19 protein-coding genes are annotated in these 16,723 nt (G+C 71.6%); 9 read left to right on the top strand and 10 right to left on the bottom strand.

Translation table 11 applies throughout. From position 1 onward, the window contains the following. Nucleotides 1-107 precede the first annotated feature (107 nt). Nucleotides 108-1,655, bottom strand: coding sequence for a sensor histidine kinase (locus ACSHV8_RS45610; protein ID WP_436526664.1), 1,548 nt, complete (start codon nucleotides 1,653-1,655; stop codon nucleotides 108-110). 30 nt (nucleotides 1,656-1,685) lie between these two features. Beyond that, nucleotides 1,686-2,702: an SIS domain-containing protein gene (locus tag ACSHV8_RS45605; protein ID WP_436526662.1), complete on the bottom strand. Its 1,017-nt coding sequence runs from the start codon at nucleotides 2,700-2,702 to the stop codon at nucleotides 1,686-1,688. Nucleotides 2,703-2,864: 162 nt separating this feature from the next. Here ACSHV8_RS45605 and ACSHV8_RS45600 point away from each other — a divergent pair, with 162 nt between their 5' ends. Beyond that, complete coding sequence (locus ACSHV8_RS45600) at nucleotides 2,865-4,406, top strand: tetratricopeptide repeat protein (RefSeq protein WP_436526660.1); 1,542 nt, start codon at nucleotides 2,865-2,867, stop codon at nucleotides 4,404-4,406. Here ACSHV8_RS45600 and ACSHV8_RS45595 read toward each other — a convergent pair. Beyond that, the gene (locus ACSHV8_RS45595) at nucleotides 4,396-4,620 is read right to left on the bottom strand and encodes a biotin/lipoyl-binding carrier protein (RefSeq protein ID WP_436526659.1); all 225 of its coding nucleotides are present in this window, start codon (nucleotides 4,618-4,620) and stop codon (nucleotides 4,396-4,398) included. The genes ACSHV8_RS45600 and ACSHV8_RS45595 overlap by 11 nt on opposite strands. Before the next feature lie 139 nt (nucleotides 4,621-4,759). Between ACSHV8_RS45595 and ACSHV8_RS45590 the strand changes: the two genes are divergently transcribed. Then, the gene (locus ACSHV8_RS45590) at nucleotides 4,760-4,834 is read left to right on the top strand and encodes a 50S ribosomal protein bL37 (RefSeq protein ID WP_369700219.1); all 75 of its coding nucleotides are present in this window, start codon (nucleotides 4,760-4,762) and stop codon (nucleotides 4,832-4,834) included. 61 nt (nucleotides 4,835-4,895) lie between these two features. On the opposite strand, the gene rsrA is transcribed toward ACSHV8_RS45590, so the two are convergent. The 5 genes from rsrA to ACSHV8_RS45565 all read right to left on the bottom strand — a co-directional run bounded on the left by rsrA (nucleotide 4,896) and on the right by ACSHV8_RS45565 (nucleotide 7,902). Next, the gene (gene rsrA / locus ACSHV8_RS45585; RefSeq protein WP_436526657.1) at nucleotides 4,896-5,156 is read right to left on the bottom strand and encodes a mycothiol system anti-sigma-R factor; all 261 of its coding nucleotides are present in this window, start codon (nucleotides 5,154-5,156) and stop codon (nucleotides 4,896-4,898) included. 4 nt (nucleotides 5,157-5,160) lie between these two features. Next, nucleotides 5,161-5,958, bottom strand: coding sequence for a sigma-70 family RNA polymerase sigma factor (locus ACSHV8_RS45580; protein WP_436526655.1), 798 nt, complete (start codon nucleotides 5,956-5,958; stop codon nucleotides 5,161-5,163). A 47-nt stretch (nucleotides 5,959-6,005) separates the two neighbouring features. Further along, nucleotides 6,006-6,620 (bottom strand): alpha/beta hydrolase family protein, encoded by a 615-nt coding sequence (locus tag ACSHV8_RS45575; RefSeq protein WP_436526653.1) that lies wholly within the window; start codon nucleotides 6,618-6,620, stop codon nucleotides 6,006-6,008. A 14-nt stretch (nucleotides 6,621-6,634) separates the two neighbouring features. Next, nucleotides 6,635-7,033, bottom strand: coding sequence for a WhiB family transcriptional regulator (locus ACSHV8_RS45570; protein WP_436526651.1), 399 nt, complete (start codon nucleotides 7,031-7,033; stop codon nucleotides 6,635-6,637). A 191-nt stretch (nucleotides 7,034-7,224) separates the two neighbouring features. After that, the gene (locus ACSHV8_RS45565; protein WP_436526649.1) at nucleotides 7,225-7,902 is read right to left on the bottom strand and encodes an SOS response-associated peptidase; all 678 of its coding nucleotides are present in this window, start codon (nucleotides 7,900-7,902) and stop codon (nucleotides 7,225-7,227) included. A 148-nt stretch (nucleotides 7,903-8,050) separates the two neighbouring features. Here ACSHV8_RS45565 and aroA point away from each other — a divergent pair, with 148 nt between their 5' ends. From aroA to ACSHV8_RS45530, 7 genes are all read left to right on the top strand, one after another. After that, nucleotides 8,051-9,343: a 3-phosphoshikimate 1-carboxyvinyltransferase gene (gene aroA, locus ACSHV8_RS45560; protein WP_436526647.1), complete on the top strand. Its 1,293-nt coding sequence runs from the start codon at nucleotides 8,051-8,053 to the stop codon at nucleotides 9,341-9,343. A gap of 9 nt (nucleotides 9,344-9,352) precedes the next feature. After that, nucleotides 9,353-10,441 carry a ribosome small subunit-dependent GTPase A gene (gene rsgA, locus ACSHV8_RS45555; RefSeq protein WP_436537253.1) on the top strand — a complete coding sequence of 363 codons (1,089 nt, stop codon included), beginning with the start codon at nucleotides 9,353-9,355 and terminating at the stop codon, nucleotides 10,439-10,441. Between the two features lie 34 nt (nucleotides 10,442-10,475). Then, nucleotides 10,476-11,276 (top strand): histidinol-phosphatase, encoded by an 801-nt coding sequence (gene hisN / locus ACSHV8_RS45550; protein WP_436526645.1) that lies wholly within the window; start codon nucleotides 10,476-10,478, stop codon nucleotides 11,274-11,276. Between the two features lie 124 nt (nucleotides 11,277-11,400). Beyond that, nucleotides 11,401-12,126 carry an ATP-binding protein gene (locus ACSHV8_RS45545; RefSeq protein ID WP_436526643.1) on the top strand — a complete coding sequence of 242 codons (726 nt, stop codon included), beginning with the start codon at nucleotides 11,401-11,403 and terminating at the stop codon, nucleotides 12,124-12,126. 29 nt (nucleotides 12,127-12,155) lie between these two features. After that, the gene (locus ACSHV8_RS45540; RefSeq protein ID WP_436526641.1) at nucleotides 12,156-12,713 is read left to right on the top strand and encodes a DUF5709 domain-containing protein; all 558 of its coding nucleotides are present in this window, start codon (nucleotides 12,156-12,158) and stop codon (nucleotides 12,711-12,713) included. Between the two features lie 263 nt (nucleotides 12,714-12,976). Further along, nucleotides 12,977-13,705, top strand: coding sequence for a carbohydrate-binding protein (locus tag ACSHV8_RS45535; RefSeq protein WP_436526639.1), 729 nt, complete (start codon nucleotides 12,977-12,979; stop codon nucleotides 13,703-13,705). Nucleotides 13,706-13,814: 109 nt separating this feature from the next. After that, on the top strand, nucleotides 13,815-15,059 hold the full coding sequence (locus ACSHV8_RS45530) for a ricin-type beta-trefoil lectin domain protein (protein ID WP_436526637.1): 1,245 nt from the start codon (nucleotides 13,815-13,817) through the stop codon (nucleotides 15,057-15,059). A gap of 44 nt (nucleotides 15,060-15,103) precedes the next feature. Here the strand turns inward: ACSHV8_RS45530 and ACSHV8_RS45525 are convergent, their stop codons facing one another. Together ACSHV8_RS45525 and ACSHV8_RS45520 are read right to left on the bottom strand one after the other, a co-directional pair. Further along, nucleotides 15,104-16,327, bottom strand: coding sequence for a chitosanase (locus ACSHV8_RS45525; RefSeq protein WP_436526635.1), 1,224 nt, complete (start codon nucleotides 16,325-16,327; stop codon nucleotides 15,104-15,106). Between the two features lie 48 nt (nucleotides 16,328-16,375). Beyond that, nucleotides 16,376-16,630, bottom strand: a complete 255-nt coding sequence (locus tag ACSHV8_RS45520) for a hypothetical protein (RefSeq protein ID WP_436526633.1) — start codon at nucleotides 16,628-16,630, stop codon at nucleotides 16,376-16,378. Between the last annotated feature and the right edge of the window lie 93 nt (nucleotides 16,631-16,723).

The raw sequence follows: 16,723 nt of genomic DNA, 5'->3' as shown, positions 1-16,723 counted from the left end.
GCGGAGTTCTCCTACTGCCGTTACAAAAACGTGACACCCCAGGTCGGGGGCACCCATTCATCGATCAAGATCCCTCCCGTACGGAGGCAGCCCGCCCCCGCCGCCGGTCACCGCTTGCCGAGGGGAACCACCAGCACGGCCTCGGTCCCGCCGCCGGCTCGGTTACGCAGCTCGATGCTGCCCCGCAGCTCCCCGGTGGCCAGCGCCCGCACGATCTGCAGGCCGAGCCGCCCGCCGGCGTCGGCCCGGAAGCCCTCCGGCAGCCCCCGCCCGTTGTCGGCGACCGTGACGTGCAGCTGCTTGCGGAACTTGTGGGCGGAGACGACGACCTCGGCCCCGTCCTCCGGCGGCACGGGGGCCTCGGCCTCGTCGTCCTCCGGCGTGCCGAAGCCGTGCTCGACCGCGTTGATCAGCAGCTCGTTCAGCACCATGACGAGCGAGGTGGCGATCTCCGCGGGCAGTATCCCGAACGTGCCCTCGCGTCGCATCCGCACCGGGAAGCTGGTCGAGGCCACCTCGGTGGCGGCGGTGGCGACCCGGTCCACGATGCCGTCGAACTCGACCGCCTCGTCGCTGGACATCGAGAGCGTCTCGTGGACCAGCGCGATCGAGGCGACCCGGCGCACCGACTCCTCCAGCGCCATCCGGGCCTCCGGGGCGTCCACCCGGCGGGCCTGCAGGCGCAGCAGCGCGGCCACGGTCTGCAGGTTGTTCTTCACCCGGTGGTGGATCTCCCGGATGGTGGCGTCCTTGGTCATCAGGGCACGGTCGCGCCGGCGGACCTCGGTCACGTCCCGGACCAGCACCAGCCCGCCGATCGGCACACCGGCCGGGAGCAGCGGCAGCGAGCGGGTGAGCACCGTCGCGCCGCGGGCGTCGAACTCCATCCGGGGCGGGAACTCGCCGCGCAGCGCCGACCGGATCCGCTCGGCGACGTCGTTGCCCTCCAGCGGGTCGGCCGCCAGCCGGCTGGACAGGTGGGCCAGCTCCTCGCCGACCAGGTGCGCGTTGAAGCCGAGCCGGCGGTAGGCCGACTGCGCGTTCGGGCTGGCATAGGTGACCTTGCCGGACGCGTCCAGCCGGATCAGCCCGTCGCCGACCCGGGGCGCCGAGGTGGTCATCTCCCCGGGCTGGCGGGCCGGCGGGAACGTACCGTCGGCGACCATCTGGGCCAGGTCGTCCGCGGTGGTCAGATAGTTGAGTTCGAGCTGGCTCGGTGTACGCGCGGTGCTCAGGTTGGTGTCCCGGCCGATCACCGCGATCACCTCGCTGTAGCCCTCCTCGTGATCGTTCTCGTCACGACGGCGCACCGGGATCGCCTCGTGACGGGCGGGCGTGTCCCCGTACCAGACCGGGTCGCCCTCCCGCCAGATCCGCTCCTGGGTGAAGGCGACCTCCAGGTGGGCCACCTCGGGGCCGCCGAAGATCTTGCCCACCTGGTCGTCCTGATACGCCGTCGGCGCCGTGGTCGGCCGCACCTGGGCCACGCACAGGAACTCGCGTGGCTTCTCCCCCTTGATCGGGACCCAGAGGAGCAGGTCGGCGAAGGAGAGGTCGGAGAGCAGCTGCCAGTCACCGGCGAGCCGGTGCAGGTGGTCGATGTCGGCGGAACCGAGGCTGGTGTGTTCCTCGACGAGATCGCGCAGGGTGGACACGGCTCCAAGCCTGCCACGCCGATGTTTCGGTCAGAGCGTGCTGGTCACCTTCTTGAGACCGCGGGGCGCGTCCGGGTCCTCGCCCTTGGCCAGCGCGAGCGCCAGCGCCAGTTTCTGCAGCGGCAGGATGTCGAGCAGCGGGCTGTAACGCTCGTCGACGGCCGGGACCTTCAGGTGGCCCTCGGGACCCACGGTCAGCACGTCCGACTTGCGCTCGCGGAGCCGGCCGATCACGTCGGCCATCGCCTGGCCGCCGGGACCGTCACCGACCACGGCCAGCACCGGGACGTCGGTGTCGGTCATGGCCAGCGGGCCGTGCAGCAGGTCGGCGCCGGAGAACGCCAGCGTCGGCACGTACGAGGTCTCCATCAGCTTCAGGGCGGCCTCGCGCGCGGTCGGATACCCGTACCCCCGCCCGGTGGTGACCATGTGCGGCGCGAAGCGGTAGCGCTGCGCGATCTCCTCGGCGGTCCGGTCGGCCAGCACCGACCCGGCCAGCCGGGGCAGCTCGGCCAGTGCGGCCCGCTCGGACTCGGGCAGCCGCCCGTCGCCGTTGCGGATCCCCTCGACCAGCAGCAGCAGGGCGAGCAGCTCGGCGGTGTACGTCTTGGTGGCCGCGACCGCCCGCTCGTGCCCGGCCGCCACGTCCACCGACAGCTCGGCCGCCCGGGCCAGCGGCGACTCCGGGTTGTTGGTGACCGCCAGGGTGAGCGCGCCGGTCTCCCGCGCGGCCGAGAGGACACCGGTCAGGTCGGGTGAGCCGCCGCTCTGGCTGACCCCGATGACGAGCGTGCCGGTGAAGTCGGGGCGGGCGCCGTAGAGCGTGATCGCGCTCGGCGACGCGCTGGCCACCGGCAGGCCCAGCCGGATCTCGGTGAGGTACGCCCCGTAGAGCGCGGCGTGGTCGGAGGTGCCGCGGCCGACGAAGAGGACGTTGCGCGGCTTGCGGGCCGCCACCTCCGCCGCGACCCCGGCGATCGCGTCCGCGTGCGGGCCGTCCAGCAGGCGGGCGAAACCCTCCGGCTGTTCCGCAATGTCCGCTGCCATCCCGTGGCCTCGCTCTGTCACGTCATCCTCCCCAGATGAGCAGTTCTCGCTCGAATGCTGCGCAGTCTTGCAAGAAAAAGCTTAGTACGTCAATCTTTCGCGCACTACTGCGCACAACGCGAGGACTGACAGATCGTTCCGCTGCCCGTACTGTCTTCACTCGTGGACGCCCACCCCCAGGTCCCCACCGACCTCGACCTCGCTCGCGCCGCCCTCGACCGCGGTGAGATGGCTCAGGCCGCCCGCCACCTGGCCGGGGCGCTCTCCCACGCACCCACCCTGCCGGAGATCCACGAGCTGCTCAGCCGATTGGCGGCGGACGCGGAGAGCGCCCTCGACCTGTTCCCGCTCGACCCGCACGCCCCGGCCGGCCGGGTGGCCGCGCACGCCCACCTGCTCGCCGCGGCCGGGCGCCCGGAGGACGCGCTGCCGCTGCTCGCCGCGGCCAGCGGGCACACCCCGGGCGTGGACTGGGCCGGCGTGCCCTGGGTCAGCGACCCGGTGCTCGGCGGGCGGGTCGACCCGGACGCGCTGGCCCGGACGCTGATGCGGCTGTGCACGGCGATCGGCGACCCGGCCCCGAAGGCCGCGGCGGCGCCCCTGCGGCCGTACCTGACCGTCGTCCGGCACGCGATCGACGCCCACGGCGACCACGCGATGCTGCTCGGTGCCGGTTCCGCGCTGGCCCGCCGGCTCGGCGAGGCCCGTCTCGCGATCGACTGGGCGATCCGGGGCTCCCGCTCCCGCCCGTCCAAGCTGGGCGAGATCTGGCTGGGGTACGCGTACCGCAGCGCCGGTCGCATCCCCGAGGCGCTGGCCGCGCTGCGCCGCGCCGTCATGTACGACCCGGACGACCTCTCGGTCTACGCCGACGTCGCCGCCACCCTGGCCGACCTGGGCCGGCTGGAGGAGGCGCTGAACTGGACCGACCGCGCGCTGGAGCGTGACCCGCGGTTCGACTGCGTGGTGCACACTGCCCACCGGCTGCGTTTCCGCGGCGACGGCGACGTGGCCCACCTGATCGGGCTGGCCGACTTCATCCGCGACCACCCGGACGACACGCACGAGCACACCGACCTGGACGAGTGCTGCCGCGCCACGGCCTGGCTGAGCGTCGCGCCGGCCGGCCTGTCCCGGCTGCCGGCCGGACGGGCCACGGTCAACGCCGAGCCGTCCGAGGACGCCGTGGACCGGCTGCTGCGGGTGGCGTCGGCCGGCTGGCCGCACCCGCCGGCCGCCTACGATCGCGCGCTCGGTCTGGTGCTCGTCGAGCCCTGGGAGCTGCTGGCCATGCTCGGCCACCCGGCGGTGACCGGCTCCGAGCAGCCGGGAGCGCCCGAGATCTGGGCCTGCCTGGGGCTGCTGCACCACGGGACCGAGGAGCCGTGGCTGGACTCCAGCCGCCGGCGCCTGCTGCTCGGGCTGCTCGACGGCGGCGTCGACCGGGTCACCCAGGCCGCGCTGTTCGCGCTGATCACGTACGCCTGGGTGGATCCGGCCGCACGGGCCGACGTGGCCGCCGTCGTCGCCGGGCGGTTCACCGAGGTGGCCGGGGGCCCGCACGCGCGGGCGGTCGCCGAGCTGGCCGTGATCACGCCGGAGCTGGACCGGCCGACCCGGGAGCTGGCCGCGGCCACGGTCCGGGTCCCGGTCGTCCCCCGCCCGCGCAGCCGGTCCTACCTGTTGCGCTGGCTCAAGAAGTAAGCGCGAGAACCGCGATCAGGTCGCCTTCCTGAACCACGTCGCCCTCGTGCACGGCCATTTCCTCGACCGTGCCCTCGGAACCGGCCAGCACCGGGATCTCCATCTTCATGGACTCCAGGATCACCAGCGTGTCCCCGGCGGCGACGGTGTCACCGGGGCCGGCCACGATCTTCCCCACATTGGCCACCATCTCGGCCCGGATCTCCTCGGACATTCCTGATCGCCCTCCTGGTCACAGCTGCCGGGAAGGTCATCACATCACGGATCGCCGGGGTTCGAGTCCCAGCTGACGAGAAGCACCGACCGGCCGACTACCATCGGCGACTGAGCAAGCGTGAGGAAGGAGGCCCCTTATGGCCAAGAAGGCTCGCAAGAAGAAGGCCCGTAAGAAGAGCGGCGCGAACCACGGTAAGCGCCCCAACAGCTGAATCAGCACGGAAAAGGCCGGCAGACACATGTCTGCCGGCCTTTTTCACGAAAGATCGAGCTTCACGACGGGTCGAGCTGGCCCAGCTTCTGCCGCAGCCGCTCGCGCAGCTCGGCGGGCGCCCGCTCGTCACCGCAGCAGCGGCCGACCAGGGCTTTCACCTCGGTCTCGATGCCGAACTCACGCAGGCACCCGGTGCACTCGTCCAGGTGTTTCTGGATCAGGTGCCGGCGGTCCTCGCTGCACTCCAGGTCGAGGTAGAGATACACCTCGCTGAGCACGATGCTGCAATCGGTCTCGTGTTCGCTCTCGGCGCTCGACATCGGGTCACGCCTCCTGCGGCTCGGACGCGGTCCGGGTGATGCCGCGCTCGGCGGCGTACCCCTCGAGCAGATTGCGCAGGTTGCGCCGCCCACGGTGCAGGCGGGACATGACCGTTCCGATGGGCGTGCCCATGATGTCGGCGATCTCCTTGTACGAGAAACCCTCGACATCAGCGAGGTAGACGGCCAGCCGGAAATCCTCCGGCAGGGACTGCAGAGCTTCCTTGATGTCGCTGTCGGGCAGCCGGTCGAGCGCCTCGGTCTCGGCCGAGCGCAGGCCCGACGACGTGTGCGACTCGCTGGAGGCGAGCTGCCAGTCGGTGATCTCCTCGGTCGGCGCCTGCAGCGGCTGACGCTGCTTACGCCGGTACGAGTTGATGTACGTGTTCGTCAGGATCCGGTACAGCCAGGCCTTGAGGTTCGTACCCTCTTCGAACTGGTGAAACGCGGAGAACGCCTTGAGGAACGTCTCCTGCACAAGATCCTCGGCATCGGCCGGGTTGCGGGTCATCCGCAGACCGGCGGCATACAGCTGATCCACGAACGGCAGCGCATCGCGCTCGAAGCGCTCACGACGCTCGTCGACACGCTCTTTCTGGGCCACCCTGGACTCCCCCCTCGACCGCCCCGCCGAGGATACGGGTAGTGCCCCAGTCACGCTCTCGAAAACCGGTGTGCTGACGCTCACCGGCGTGGCGGGGGCCGCCGGCTCCACGGCCGGCCATTCCGGCGAGACCAGGAGTTCCCGGACCCGGGTCGTCTCCCGGCGCTCGTGCTGCTTTACCGCACGCACTACAGACACCCCTTCCGATGACTGTCCATCCGGGTTCTGTAACGCCAAGACCACGATCAGAATTCCTGCGCCCAGCCGTGTCGCCTAAGCCACACCATCGCGAGTTCCGCGGTGCCGGACACGTCCTTGCGCAAATCGTGCACGGCGCCCGGTCGCACGATCACCTCGACGGCGCCGGACGGCTCGGGCACCCCGAACGGATCACGGTCACCGTTCAGGACCAGGGTCGGAATCGTCGCCGGCAGCTCGGCGGCCCGGCTCTTCTCCGGCTTGCCCGGCGGGTGCAGCGGGAAGGCCAGGGCCAGAACACCCGCGGCGTCCAGCGTGGGCGCGGTCCGCGAGGCGACCCGGGCTCCGCTCGACCGACCACCGAAGATCAACGGCGTTTCCCGTACGGCCATGGCCCGCACCACCGCGGTCCACGCCTCGTCGAGCTGCCCGGCCGGAGCGGGCGCCCGCCGCCCGGCCACCCGGTACGGCTGGGTCACCAGCACGACGCGTACCCCGGCCGCGACCGCGGCGTCGTGCACGGCCACCAGGTCCGGGGCGTCCACGCCGCCACCGGCGCCGTGGCCCAGGAACAGCTGGCTACACGGCGGGCCGGCCGGTTCGGTGATCCGAACCCGAGCCGGCCCGCGCGGCGTCTCGACTTCTTTCTCGGAGCTGGTCACAGGCTCCGTTTCTATCAGCGGCTCACCGGTTCCAGCGTCAGGAGCCGGCGATCCTCCTCTTCGGTGGCGTCTTCCTCGACGGACTCGCCGTTGGCCTGGACCCGCTCGCGCCAGGCGACGAGCATGGCCCGCCGCTCCCGTGGCGTGGTGCCGCCCCAGACCCCGTGGCAATCGCCCACCTGAAGCGCCCAGGCCAGGCACGGGCCCTGCACCGGACAGGTGCCGCAGAGCGCGACCGCCCCGCCGGAGGGCTCGTTGGGCGCGGGGAAGAACGTCTCCGGATCAACTGTCCGGCAGGATCCCCTGGTACGCCACGCTTCATCGGTACGGCGTTGCGCAATCGCGTCGAGCAGCCGCGGGTCGCGTCGCGCGATAGCCACCTCGTGCGGACGCGGCATGCGTGCTCGTGTCATCAGCCCACCTCCCCCGTGGGACCGGAAGTGCTGTGGTGGCCATCCCGCACCTTACGGATCGGCACCACTCCGGCGCTGGTTTGTACCGCACCGTACAAGATCAGAACAAGGGGGTGATCTATCTTGAAACAAAGTTGTCGATTGAGAATCCGCGCATACTCCGACAAAGAACTTCATTGATCTTCCGGAGTTCAGAAAAGCGTTACCTCCGCCGGGGGCGCCAGCAACTCCGGACCGTTGTTGCGAACATTGCCCACGGCCGGGCCGACCGGACGCACCTCGATCGACGCCAATGCGGCGGCCGGCAGCGGACGCAGCAGCGGCTCCGGGTCGCCCCCGCCGGCCAGCCAGTCGGCCCACCGCTCGGGCGGCAGGATCAGCGGCATCCGGTCATGCACCTCGGCCAGGCCACCGAGCGCCGCGGTGGTGATGACACTGCAGGTCAGCACCGATTCCTTGCCCCAGGCGGACCAGATCCCGGCGAAGGCCAGCGGGGTCCCGTCGGCCGGGGTCATGTAGAACGCCTGCTTCTGCTTGCCGTCGCGGACCCACTCGAACCAGCCGTCGGCCGGGACCAGGCACCGGCGACGGGCGAAGGACGGCGCGAACGCCTTGGACTCGGCCACCGTCTCGGCCCGCGCGTTGATCATCCGGGCGCCCTGCCGCAGGTCGGCGGCCCACGGCGGGACCAGACCCCAGCGCGCGGTGTCCAGCACCCGGGCCGCGTGCGTGGTCGACTCGCGGATCAGCGGGACCGGGTCGGTGGGCGCGACGTTCCAGCTCGGCGACAGCTCCTCGGTCACATCGGTCGCCTCGAAGAACTGGCTGAGATCCGCGTTGCTCCGTGTCGTCGCGTACCGCCCGCACATGGTGTGCAGCGTACGCCGGTGGAAACGGTGGCAGGGGGCACGCGGCGCCGGGGAAAGGCCTGTGGTGGAACGAGCACGGGTGATGATTCGGGGGTGATGTCCCGGGAGCCGGGAATGCTCCGGGGAAATGTCGGGGCCCGGCGGCAGAATGGCGGCCATGGCTGCTGAACTTCGCCCCTGGCTCGCCCCGTCCGCCGCCGGCCCGGTCACCACGACCGTGCGCCTGCCGGGCTCCAAGTCGATGACCGCCCGCGCGCTGATCCTGGCCGCGCTGGCCGACGGCCCGTCGGTGATCGAGGCGCCGCTGCGGGCGCGAGACACCACGCTGATGGCGGCCGGCCTGCGCGCGCTCGGCGTCGCCGTGGACACCTCGGCCGACGACCGCTGGGTGGTCGAGCCCGGCCCGCTGCGCGGCCCGGCGACCGTGGACGTGGGGCTGGCCGGCACGATCATGCGCTTCCTGCCCCCGGCGGCCGCGCTGGCCGACGGCCCGGTCGAGTTCGACGGCGACCCGCACGCGCGCAACCGCCCGATGGGCCCGATCCTCGACGTGCTGCGCGCGCTCGGGGTCCGGCTGGAGGCCTCGCCGGCCGGCGGGCTGCCGCTCACCGTGCACGGCGCCGGCCTGGTCGAGGGCGGCGAGGCGGTGGTCGACGCGTCCGGCTCCAGCCAGTTCGTCTCCGGCCTGCTGCTCTCGGCCGCCCGGTTCACCAAGGGTCTGACCCTGCGGCACGAGGGCCCGCCGGTCCCGTCCGCCCCCCACCTGCGGATGACCACGCACATGCTGCGCGCGGCGGGCGCGACGGTGGACGAGAGCGTGCCCGACGTCTGGGTGGTCGAGCCGGGTCCGCTGCACGGCCGCACCTGGGTGATCGAGCCGGACCTGTCGGGCGCGCTGCCGTTCTTCGCCGCCGCGATGGTCACCGGCGGCGAGGTCACGCTCGGCGGCTGGCCGGCCGCGAGCTGGCAGCCGGTCGAGCAGCTGACCGAGCTGCTCACCGCGTTCGGTGCCGAGGTCACCCGGTCGGCCGCGGGCCTGACCGTGCGGGGCGCGGGCACGCTGCGCGGCATCACGGCCGACCTGTCCGACGTGAGCGAGATGACCCCGGTGCTGTCCGCGCTGGCCGTGCTGGCCGACGGGCCGTCCGAGCTGCGCGGGGTCGAGCACATCCGCGGCCACGAGACGGACCGGATTGCCGCGCTGGCCGCCGAGCTGACCAAGGTCGGCGCCGGGATCACCGAGTTCCGCGACGGTCTGCGGATCGAGCCGGCCCCCCTGCACGGCGCCTCCTTCGAGACGTATGCGGACCATCGGATGGCCCACGCCGCCGCGGTGATCGGACTCTCCGTCCCGGGCGTCGAGCTCACCGACGTAGGTTGTACCTCGAAGACGCTGCCCGAGTTCCCGGAACTCTGGGCAGGACTCGCCACGGAACGCTAGGAGCCGGATCTGCCAGGGCGTAAGCGGGAGTACGACGAGGACGACGTCCGGGTCCGGCCGGGGCGGTCGTCCCGCCCGCGCACCCGGACGCGGCCCAAGCACGACGATGCGGTCGACGCGCTGGTGATCACCGTGGACCGCGGGCGGTACGGCTGTGTCCAGGAGGACACCGGCGACGAGCCCGAGGTGATCACCGCGATGCGGGCCCGCGAGCTCGGTCGCAAGTCGGTGGTGGTCGGCGACCGGGTGGCGCTGGTCGGTGACGTGTCCGGCGATGCCGGCTCGCTGGCCCGGATCGTGCGGATCGGCGAGCGCACCTCGGTGCTGCGCCGCACCGCGGACGACGACGACACCACCCCCGAGGGCCGGCTCGAACGGGTGGTGGTGGCCAACGCGGATCAGCTGGTCATCGTCAGCGCCCTGTCCGACCCGCCGCCACGCACCGGGTTCATCGACCGGTGCCTGGTCGCGGCCTACGACGCCGACATCGAGCCGCTGCTCTGCCTGACCAAGGCCGACCTGGCCGGGCCGGAAAAGGTGCTCGACTACTACGCCGAGCTGGACCTGCCGCACGTGCTGGTGCGCCCGGGCAGCGACCTGGCCGAGCTGCGCGAGCGGCTGACCGGGCGCATCTCGGTCATGGTCGGCCACTCCGGCGTGGGCAAGTCGACGCTGGTCAACCGCCTGGTGCCGGACGCGTTGCGGGCGGTCGGGGTGGTCAGCGCCATCGGCAAGGGCCGGCACACGTCGACCAGCGCGGTCGCGCTGCGGCTGCCCCGGATCGGCCCGGCCGGGAAGGGCAGGGCGCGCAAGGATCCCGGCTGGATCATCGACACGCCGGGCATCCGGAGTTTCGGGCTGGCCCACGTCAGCGCCGAGAGCCTGCTGCACGGGTTCCCCGACCTGGTCGAGGGCACCCTGGACGACCAGCCGAACTGCGGGCACACCGCGGCCGACGTCGACTGCAAGCTGGACGCGTGGGTCGCCGAGGGGCACGCCGACCGTCGGCGCCTGGACTCGTACCGAAGGCTTCTCGCCTCTCGGGCCGGCGACCTGGACTCGCGTGACCAACAGCCGGACAACGACCTCATCGCGTGAAGCCGCGATAGCGGCGTCTCGATAGGGTCCCTATATGGCCGGATATGCCGACGATCTTGCTCTCGCCCACACCCTCGCCGACTCGGCCGACGCCATCTCGATGGCCCGGTTCCGCTCCCTCGACCTGAAGGTCGAGGCCAAGCCCGACCTGACCCCGGTGTCCGACGCGGACACCGCCGTGGAGCGGGCGATCCGCGCCACGCTGGGCCGGGCCCGGCCGCGCGACGGTGTGCTGGGTGAGGAGTTCGGCCGGTCGCAGGCGGCGGCCGGCCCGGGGACCCGGCACTGGGTGATCGACCCGATCGACGGCACCAAGAACTTCGTGCGTGGCGTGCCGGTCTGGGCCACGCTCATCGCCCTGCTGGAGGGCGACACCCCGGTGGTCGGCCTGGTCTCCGCCCCCGCGCTGGGGCGGCGCTGGTGGGCCGGTCGCGGCCTGGGGGCGTTCGCGGGCAAGCACCAGCACGCCGCGAGCCGGATCGAGGTCTCGAAGGTCCGCAACCTGGCCGACGCCAGCTTCTGTTACGCGAGCCTGAACGGCTGGCAGGAGAACGGCCGGCTGCCGCAGATGATGGACATCCTGCTCGGGGTGTGGCGCAGCCGGGCCTACGGCGACTTCTACGGCTACATGCTGATGGCCGAGGGCGCGCTGGACGCGATGGCCGAGCCGGAGCTGTCGCTCTGGGACATGGCCGCGCTGATCCCGATCATCCAGGAGGCCGGCGGCAAGGTCACCGATCTCGTCGGGCGGACCTGCGCGGACAAGTCCTCGGTGATCGCGACGAACGGCCTGCTGCACGAGAGCCTGCTGACCGCCCTGACGCCCCGGGGTTGACCGCACCCGGACGGGGTACTCCCCATGCATGCCCGTCGTGGGCAAATGTCCGGGTTCGCGCCGGACTCCGCCCATCGTCCGCCGAAATGCGCGGAGGGGACGCGTTATGCACAATGGAGCGATCATGCCGAGCGAGGTTCGTCACCTGGTGGACCGCGGCCAGAGTTATCCCCTGGTCCGGCTCACCGGGGTGCTCGACGACGACACCGCCGGGCCGGTGCGCTCCACGCTGCTCGACGTCCTCGCCGGCCAGCCGGAGGCGCTGGTGGTGGACGTCACCGACCTGCGGGTGCCGCACGACGACACCCTGGCCGGCCTGCGGGCGGTGTTCGACGAGACCCGGGACTGGCCGGCCACCCGGCTCGCGTTCTGCGGCGTCGACGGCCCGCGCTGGGAGTCCACCGGCTGGCTGGTCCGGCCGGACCGGGACGCCGCCTATGCCGCGCTGGGCCCGCCCGACGCCTCGCGGCGGGTCGCGCTGGAGCTGGAGCCGCAGGTCGGGGCCGCCCGCCGGGTCCGCGCGCTGATCACCGAGGCCTGTGTGCGCTGGGAGCGGCCCGAGCTGGCCGGGGACACGTGCATCGTGGCCACCGAGATGGTCAACAACGTGGTGGCGCACGCGCGCACCCCGATGCGGGTGATGCTGGCCCGGCTCGGTGACGCGGTCAGCGTGGCGGTCCGCGACGAGTCCCCGATCCTGCCGCGTTTCGTGGGGCCGGTCGCTCCCACCGCGTACGGCGGAAGGGGTCTTCTCCTGATCGATTCGGTGGCCTCCCGGTGGGGGCGGTTCGCGCTGCCCGGCGGCAAGGTGATCTGGGCCCGGCTGAGCGCGGAACGGATCAACGTATGACCTGCCCCCCTCGCGGGTAGATTGCGCACATGCGAGAGAACGACTACCCCACCGAGGTGAGCGATCCGGAGGCTTCGGGCCTGCCGGACACCGCCGACGACGACTCGACGGCGTATGACGAGGTGGACAGCGGCCGATGGGCCGACGGTCAGGACCCGGCGGCGCTGGCCGGGGTCGGCCCGGGCGGTTCGAACCGGTTCGGGGACACCCCGGAGGAGGCCCGGCAGGGCGAGTCGCTGGACCGGCGGCTGCGCCAGGAGGAGCCGGACTTCGGCGCCGAGGAGCAGAACCCGGCCCGTCGTGACCCGATCGACGAGACGGTCGACGACTCCGAGGACGAGCGGTTCGACCGCGACGTGTGGGGCGACAGCCCGACCTCGAACCCGGACTCGGCGATCTCGCTCTACGACGACGGCCAGCTCGACGAGGACGAACCGGGCCGGGTCGGCCGGCTGGTCGCGCCGGACGGCGGCTCCGGCCTCGACGACGAGGAAGACAGCGTGGCCTGGGACGCGGGCTCGGCCGGCGGCGGCGCCAGCGCCGAGGAACTGGCCATGCACGAGACCTCCGCCCCCGATTACGACTAGGCACTTTCTCGTTGATCGCGAGGGGCTGCGGCGTGGCCCAGCCGGCGCCTGACGGCGTCCGGGAAAAGGTCACATACAACACCGGTATGCGACCTTTTCCCGGCCGACGCCAGCCACCACCTGGACCTCGCCTCGCTCCCGCGCGATCAACGAGAAAGTGCCTTCTGTGTAAGAGATCCATAAACAGATAGCGGCTGGTCTTGCTCTTACCCTGCGAGCCCGTGCAGAGTCTGTGCGCTGGCTTCGAGGTGGGGGTGGGAAGAGTGCGTCACGGCGCGCGGTGGCTGCGGTCGCTGCTGGCGGCCGCGGTCGTCGTCTCCGGTTTGACCATGTCCGGCGTCGCGCACGCCGAAACGGTCACCAGGACGGTCTTCAGCGACGACTTCAACGGCGGCCGGGGTGCCGGCGTGGACACCACCAAGTGGTCCGGCGGCATCTGGGACGCGTGGCAGGACGGTGAGGGCCACGTCGTCCTCGACTCCACGCTGACCACGGTGGCCGCCTTCAGCCAGTCCAGCGGACGGGCGACCGCCCGCCTGCGGGCCGGGGACTCGGGCTCGGCCTGGAACGTGTTCGGCATCCGCAAGCCCGACGGCGGCACCGTGGCCGGGCAGTACGAGCCGCTCGGGGCCGGTACGACCAGCGTCTACGACTTCCACACGTACACCATCGACTGGACCCGGACGTCGTTCGTCTGGTCGGTCGACGGCCTGGCCGTGTTGCGGCTGACCCCGACGACCGGCGGGCAGCCGTTCATCCTGGCGCTCGGTTCGAACGGCAACGGCCGGTTCTCGGACGAGGTGCAGGTCGACTCGGTCACGGTCGCGGTCAAGATGACCGTCGCGCCGGCCCCGGCGTGGAAGGCGTTCACCACGTACAAGGTGGGCGATCGCGTCTCCTACAAGGGCGCCAACTACCGGGTGTCGGCCCAGCACACGGCCCTGCCGGGGTGGCAGCCGGGGCTCGTACCGGCACTTTTCCAAAAACTCTGAACAAATCTCTGTTATCCGGCGGTTCCGGAACCCGTCTCCATTGACCCACGGCAGTCAATCTTTAAAGACTGTTTGGAGTAACGGCACCCTCTCCCCCGGAGGTTCCCCCATGCGAAAGTTACGGCTACTGCTGGCCGCGGCCGTCGTCGCCACAACCGTGGCGTCATCCCTGTTCGTGGCGTCGCGCAACGACCACGCCGACGCCGCGGTCGTCTGGAACGAGGACTTCAACGGCGCGGCCGGCGCCGGCGTCGACACGTCGAAGTGGAACTTCGACACCGGCGGCAGCGGCTTCGGCAACCAGGAGTTGCAGTACTACACGAGCGGCACCGGCAACGTCGCCCAGGACGGCCAGGGCCACCTGGTCATCACCGCCCGCAAGGGCAGCGGCGGGCACAACGACTGCTGGAACGGGACGTGCCAGTTCACGTCCGGCCGGATCCAGACCGCCGGCAAGTTCACCCAGCAGTACGGGCACGTCGAGGCCCGCATCCAGGTCCCCAACGGCTCCGGCCTCTGGCCCGCGTTCTGGATGCTCGGCGGCGGCAACTGGCCGACCGACGGCGAGATCGACATCATGGAGGTCGTCGGCCGGGACCCCAACCGGCTGTTCGGCACGCTGCACGGCCCCGGCTACTCCGGTGGCAGCTCGTTCGGCGGCACCCTGGTCGCCGGTTCGCCGTGGTACCAGGCCTTCCACAACTACGCGGTGGACTGGTCGCCCAACCTGATCGTCTGGACCGTGGACGGCCAGGAGTACTTCCGGGCCACCCCGGACTCGCTGCGCGCGGCCAAGGGCAACGTGAACTGGGTCTACGACCACCCGTTCTTCATCATCCTGAACCTGGCCGTCGGCGGTAACTTCGGTCAGGGCAACCCGGCCGGCCTGCCCGCCGAGAGCAAGATGCTCATCGACTACGTGCACGTCAACAGCTCGACCGGCGGCGGCAGCACCACGCCCCCGCCCAGCGGTGGCAACGGCCTGAAGAGCAACCTCAACGGGCGCTGCGTCGACATCCCGGGCGCGAACTCGGCCGACGGCACCCGCCTGCAGATGTACGACTGCAACGGCTCGGCCGCCCAGCAGTGGACGTTCAACGGCGACGGCACGCTGCGCGCCATGGGCAAGTGCATGGACCCGGCCGGTGGCGCGCTCACCAACGGCACCCCGATCCAGCTGGTGACCTGCAACGGGAACCCGGTCCAGCGGTTCACCCTGTCCGGCGCGGGCGACCTGGTCAACGTGTCGGCCAACCGGTGCGTCGACATCAAGGACAACAACGCGGCGAACGGCGCCCAGCTCCAGCTCTGGGACTGCGCCGGCACGGCCAACCAGAAGTGGAGCAGGGCCTGACGGCCTCGCTCCGCTCGGCGGGATCGCGCCCCTGACGTCGAATGTCAGCTGATCCGGTAGTGATCGCCGTAGACGCTCCATGACAGCGGCGCCACCAGGTCGAGATTGCTGCCCTTGAGGAACACCCGCTGGGCGGTGTCGACCCTGGTGGTGTCGCTGTGTGCGGCCTCGCGCCGCATCTCGGCGTCCCGGGAGTCGAGGAACGCGCTCAGGTACGCGATCTCGTCCCCGCCCTGGGACGGCGTCTTCCGGGCCCGGACCGCCCGCTCGCGGATGGCCCGCAGCCCGGAGACGCCGTGCATCACCGCGGCGTCGTAGTACGCGAACTGTCCCAGCGCCCGCAGCCCGTCCGCCTCGGCCAGCCGCACCGCGGGCGTGAAGTACATCCGGTCGCGGGCGTCCTGCTGCGCCTTCTGGAACGCCGAGTCCTTGGCGGCGGCCCGCCAGGCCGCCGGGAAACCCGGGTCGAGCCCGGCGTGCGAGTCGGTGCCGTCCACCGCCCGCAACGCCGGAAGGTACCGGGCCAGCGGATTGGCCGGCCGGCTGCGGGTGTAGTCGGTGACCATGGCGAGCATGTCGCTGGTCCCCGAGCAGAACCCGATGATCCCGCCGGTGTAGCCCCGGCCGTCACCCAGGTCCTCGAGATATCCGTACTCCCCGCGCCAGTTCAACGTGGAGTTCTCGGCGCTCGCGACCAGCCGCAGGGCGGTCTCCTTCTTGGCCCGCCCGGACAGGTCCCCGGCCACGCTCGGCACCCCGGCGCCCGGGTCGGTGGCCGACTCGGGGAACCGCGCGGCCGGGCCCGGGCCGTACGCCCGTACGTCCCAGAGTGAATAACCACTCGGATTCGCCCGCTGGGTCGCCAGCACCCGCAGGTAGCGCCCGTGCCCCCGGAGGTTGCGCAGATCGTCGACGCCGCCGTTGCCGGTCGCCGTCGTGAACGCGTCGGCCCAGGTCGCACCGTCGTCGGAGAACTGCACCCGATAGCCCTTGGCGTACGCGGTGGCCCAGTGCAGCCGCACCCGGGTGACCTCCTGGGCCGCGCCCAGGTCGATCCGCAGCCACTCGGTGCCCGTGCCGGTGCCGCTGGCCCACCGGGTGCCGACACCCCGGTCGACCGCCGACGAGGCGAGCCAGGCCACGCTCTGCGTCGACGAGGCGAGCGCCGGGCGGCCCATGCTCAGCAGCACGTCGGCCGACGCGTCGGCCGCCACGGACACGGCGGGCGGAACGCACAGAATCACGGCGATTCCGCCACCCAGTGCCATCGACCGCCTGCTACGCGTCCGCATCCTCCCAAACTAGGACGGAAACCCTCAGCGCCGCCGACGATTACGCGAAATCAACACTATTGCCAACACCACACCGGCCACCACCAACAGGCAGCAGAGCCCGGGCAGGAAGAAGAACCCGAAACCACCCCGCCTGCGCGTACGGCTTTTGACCGCCTCGACCGCGATCCCGTCCACCCCGTTGCTCGCGGCCCACGCGTGCACCGGGACGACCAGGGCCAGCACCGCGCCGGTCACCGCCGCGGCCAGCCGCGACCACCACTTCACCATGTGAGCCATGTGCCCCATGCTGACCGATGTAAGCAACGGCCGCGACCCGGAGTAACCAATGATGATCACGGGTACAAGGCCGGAACCGACGGGAGGGGCAGC

The organism is Actinoplanes sp. HUAS TT8, from assembly GCF_051380535.1.
In the GTDB taxonomy this organism is placed as follows: domain Bacteria; phylum Actinomycetota; class Actinomycetes; order Mycobacteriales; family Micromonosporaceae; genus Actinoplanes.
This window is presented reverse-complemented; position numbering and strand designations above follow the sequence as displayed.

What these genes read in the sequence shown, in the direction of transcription:
- ACSHV8_RS45605 (WP_436526662.1), bottom strand. Translation starts at nt 2,702, where the DNA reads ATGGCAGCGGACATTGCGGAACAGCCGGAGGGTTTCGCCCGCCTGCTG.
- ACSHV8_RS45595 (WP_436526659.1), bottom strand. Translation starts at nt 4,620, where the DNA reads ATGTCCGAGGAGATCCGGGCCGAGATGGTGGCCAATGTGGGGAAGATC.
- rsrA (WP_436526657.1), bottom strand. Translation starts at nt 5,156, where the DNA reads ATGTCGAGCGCCGAGAGCGAACACGAGACCGATTGCAGCATCGTGCTC.
- ACSHV8_RS45570 (WP_436526651.1), bottom strand. Translation starts at nt 7,033, where the DNA reads ATGACACGAGCACGCATGCCGCGTCCGCACGAGGTGGCTATCGCGCGA.
- ACSHV8_RS45565 (WP_436526649.1), bottom strand. Translation starts at nt 7,902, where the DNA reads ATGTGCGGGCGGTACGCGACGACACGGAGCAACGCGGATCTCAGCCAG.
- aroA (WP_436526647.1), top strand. Translation starts at nt 8,051, where the DNA reads ATGGCGGCCATGGCTGCTGAACTTCGCCCCTGGCTCGCCCCGTCCGCC.
- hisN (WP_436526645.1), top strand. Translation starts at nt 10,476, where the DNA reads ATGGCCGGATATGCCGACGATCTTGCTCTCGCCCACACCCTCGCCGAC.
- ACSHV8_RS45545 (WP_436526643.1), top strand. Translation starts at nt 11,401, where the DNA reads ATGCCGAGCGAGGTTCGTCACCTGGTGGACCGCGGCCAGAGTTATCCC.
- ACSHV8_RS45540 (WP_436526641.1), top strand. Translation starts at nt 12,156, where the DNA reads ATGCGAGAGAACGACTACCCCACCGAGGTGAGCGATCCGGAGGCTTCG.
- ACSHV8_RS45530 (WP_436526637.1), top strand. Translation starts at nt 13,815, where the DNA reads ATGCGAAAGTTACGGCTACTGCTGGCCGCGGCCGTCGTCGCCACAACC.
- ACSHV8_RS45525 (WP_436526635.1), bottom strand. Translation starts at nt 16,327, where the DNA reads ATGGCACTGGGTGGCGGAATCGCCGTGATTCTGTGCGTTCCGCCCGCC.
- ACSHV8_RS45520 (WP_436526633.1), bottom strand. Translation starts at nt 16,630, where the DNA reads ATGGCTCACATGGTGAAGTGGTGGTCGCGGCTGGCCGCGGCGGTGACC.